Here is a 3460-nt window from a genome sequence, read left to right as displayed (position 1 = left end):
GGGGGCGCTTGCGGAGCTGCGGGGCCAGGTTCTCCTGCCGCACCCGGCGGGGCAGGCCGGCGTGGGTGCCCGCGGGCTGCCAGTCCTCCCGGGTGTCGTCGACCACGTCCGCGTCCACGATCTCGTCGGCGTCCACGACCTCGGCCGGGCCCCCGGCGGAGTGCGCACCGGCGTCCTCGGGGGCCTCCCCGACCGTGTCGGGGACGATCTCCGGGACGATCTCCGGGACGATCTCCGGGACGATCTCCGGGACGGGCACGGCCTCGTCCGACCAGGGGTTCGGCCGGGGCCCGGACGGGGTGCCGGGCCCGGTCTCGCCGGGCGTCCCCCACGACACCGCGGGGGCGGACAGCTCGGGCAGCACGGGCGGCGCCTCCATGGGCCCGTCCGTGCCGTGCTGGCCAGAGCCGCGCTCGCCGGAGCCGTACCCGCCGGCGTCCTCCGCGCGCAGGCGCCGCTCGTGCGGCTCGGCGGCGGGCAGCGACGCGAACCGCCCGGACTCGTCGGTCTCCCGCAGCGGGACGACCGACTCCGAGCGCGGCGCGGGCACCAGCGCGGCCTCGCGCGGCTCCCCGGCCCGGCCGTGCGCCGCGCCGTCGTCCGCGAGGTGGTCCCCGGGCTCGATCTCGGCGGACGCCTCGGCCGCCGCCATCTGCTCGGCGGGCACCACCAGCTCGTGCGGCAGCAGCACGATCGCGGTCACGCCGCCGTACGGGGACCGCTGCAGCGACACGGTGATGTCGTGCCGGGCGGCGAGCCGCGCGACGACGAACAGCCCGAGCTGGTCGGTGTCGACGAGGTCGTACTCGGGCGGCTCGGCGAGCCGCCGGTTCGCCTCTTCGAGCAGCTCGGGCCGGACGCCGAGGCCGCGGTCCTCGATCTCGACGGCGAACCCGGTGCCGACGCGCTCGGCCATCACCCGGACCTCGGTGGTCGGCGGGGAGAACGTCGCCGCGTTCTCCAGCAGCTCGGCCAGCAGGTGGACGACGTCGGTGACCGCCGCGCCGACCAGGCCGTCCGCGGACTCGGTGAGGACGGTCACCCGGGTGTAGTCCTCGATCTCCGAGACGGCCGCGCGCAGCACGTCGGCGAAGCGCACCGGGTGCCGCCAGCCGCGGCCCGGCGTGGCGCCGGACAGGATGATCAGGCTCTCCGCGTGCCGCCGCATGCGGGTGGTGAGGTGGTCGATCCGGAAGAGGTCTTCCAGGTCGTCGGGCTCGGCGCGGCTCTCCAGCGCGTCCAGCATCGTCAGCTGGCGGTGCAGGAGCGACTGGTTGCGGCGGGCGATGTTCAGGAAGATGCGGCTGACGCCCGCCCGCAGCTCGGCCTGGCCGACGGCGGCGTCGACGGCGGTGCGCTGCACCTTGGAGAACGACTCGGCGAGCTGGGCGACCTCGGCGGTGCGGCCCGCCGCCAGGGGCGGCGCCTCGGCGGCGACGTCCACCCGCTGGTTGCGGCTCAGCCGGTCGACGATGGCGGGCAGCCGGCGGTCGGCGAGCTCCTCGGCGGAGCCGCGCAGCCCGACCAGCTCGCGGACGAACCCCCGCGCGACCCGCAGTGACAGCAGCACCGAGACGAGGATCGCCAGCAGGCCGAGGCCGCCGACGACGCCGAGCCGGACGTAGGCGTCGCGGCCGAGCCGGTCGGCGTCCTCGCCCGCGAGCCGGGAGTTGCTGAGCAGCATGTCGTTGGTCCGCAGCACCAGCTGCTGCGCCGTCCGCTGCCACTCCTCCGCGCCGATGGGGAGCGGCCTGCGCGGGTCGGCGTCGGCGATCCGGTCCTCGATGCCCCGGAAGCTCTGGTAGAGCGGGGACGCGAACACGGGCGCGGTCGTCGTCGCGTAGACCTCCCGGTCGAGGAGCGAGCGCTGCCTCGTCCAGTGCCAGCGCTGCTCACCGATCATCTCGACGAACATCCGGTGCTCGGGCGCCGTCATCCGGCCCCCGGTGATGAGGGCGGAGGCGATCAGCGCGTTCTCGCGCTGCAGCAGTTCGATGGCGCGGCCGGCGTGCCGGGTCGCGAGCGTCGCGTTGTACAGGTCGGAGTCGTCGATGTCGAGGCGGTCGTACACCCGGTGCACGTCGTCGACCATGGTGCCGTAGTAGTTGATCGCGGTCAGCCGCTCGATGGAGCGCGCGTCGATGCCCGTCCGCAGGCCGGTGAGCCCGCCGAGCCCCCGGATGACCTCCTCGACGCGCTCCTCCAGCCCGGCGGGCATGGCGTCCCGGGCGGCCTCGGAGGTGGCCTCCCGCCGGAAGTGCTGGATGGCCGCGTCCAGGCGCTTGCGCTGCTGGTCGAGCGCGGGCGGCGTGGACGGCGCGCTCTCGCGCGGGGTGCTGAGGAACACGGCGGACGCCTGGCGCTCCTTGCCCAGCTCCACCAGCACGGCCTGGCCGGTCGGCGCCAGCAGGCGGTCGAGCGTGTGGTAGTTGCGGTGGGCGAGCGCGTCCCGGCCGGTGGTGTTGGCCGCGTAGCCCCACAACGCGACGAGGGACAGCAGCGGGACCAGCAGCAGCGCGGTCACCCGCGTGCTGATCGACCGCGTGCGGGTCGCGCGGGCGCGGATCGGGCGCGTGCGCCGGTGGCCGGCCGCGTCGGCAGGGCGGCGCTCATCGGTCTTCGCCGTGGTGTCCTGGGGGGCGTCCCCCCTGGATGAAACGAAATCCATGTGACCTCGAACGTTCCGGCGCGGAGGGTCCCTGGATCATAAAGGCGGTGCGTGACGGGGCCGCAACCCCTTTGGCGCCTTTCGGACGCATTGGGACCATTCCGTGTCACCTGCGGCTATGCGTCCGGCCGGGAGGATGCCGCCGAACCTCCGCAAAGAGATTGCGGCAAATCCGGACAAGTTACTTCATTTCCCCCTGTCGTCCCGGGGTGGATGCGCCATACTGTGCTCCTTCACCCCACGCTCGCGTCGCGGCCGGAACGGGAAGGAGATCGGCGATCCATACAGGCAACGACGGCGGCCGGAACGAGGGCGCCCGCACCGGCCCGCCGGACATGACCGGCCTGGGCGGAAGGCCGACGCACGGGCCGCAGGGCGTTACGATGCCCGCCGTGAGTCCCGAAAGCCAGGCATCCGAGGCACTTCCGTCCCGACGGCGCCGCACGCCCCGCGGCGGCCGCCACCGCGGCGACGAGTCCTTCCTGCTGCCCCCCGGATCCCCAGCGCTCGTCCTGGCCGTCCCCGGCCACGCCCGGCAGGCCGGCGCCGAGGTCGCCCGCGAACTCGGCCGGCTCGTCGAGATCGAGCACACCGGCCAGCCGGCCTACATCGCGCACCTGGAGGGCGACGAGGCGAATCTGAACGCCGTCCTCGCCGGGCTGCGGCGCGACGAGGACGCCCCGGCGGCGGTGGTCGTCCCGCTGTCCACCGGCCCCGACCGGGCCATGGACGCCGCCGTCCACGCCGCCGTCGCGGGCTCCCCCGCCCGCGCCGTCGCCGCCGAGCCCCTCG

At 75.0% G+C, this 3460-nt stretch carries 1 protein-coding gene and 1 pseudogene; one reads left to right on the top strand and one right to left on the bottom strand.

Going from position 1 to position 3460, the window contains the following annotated elements:
* Positions 1-2668 (bottom strand): nitrate- and nitrite sensing domain-containing protein (locus E1266_RS36355; protein ID WP_132055001.1); only part of this gene is annotated, 2668 nt, incomplete at its 3' end.
* A gap of 392 nt (positions 2669-3060) precedes the next feature.
* On the opposite strand from E1266_RS36355, the pseudogene E1266_RS36350 reads away from it, so the two are divergent.
* Positions 3061-3460: pseudogene (locus E1266_RS36350) on the top strand (hypothetical protein); the annotation flags it as partial.

The organism is Actinomadura sp. 7K534 (genome assembly GCF_004348575.1).
Lineage (GTDB): Bacteria > Actinomycetota > Actinomycetes > Streptosporangiales > Streptosporangiaceae > Spirillospora > Spirillospora livida.
The sequence above is the reverse complement of the archived record's forward strand: the minus strand, read 5'-3'. Positions and strand labels throughout refer to the sequence as shown.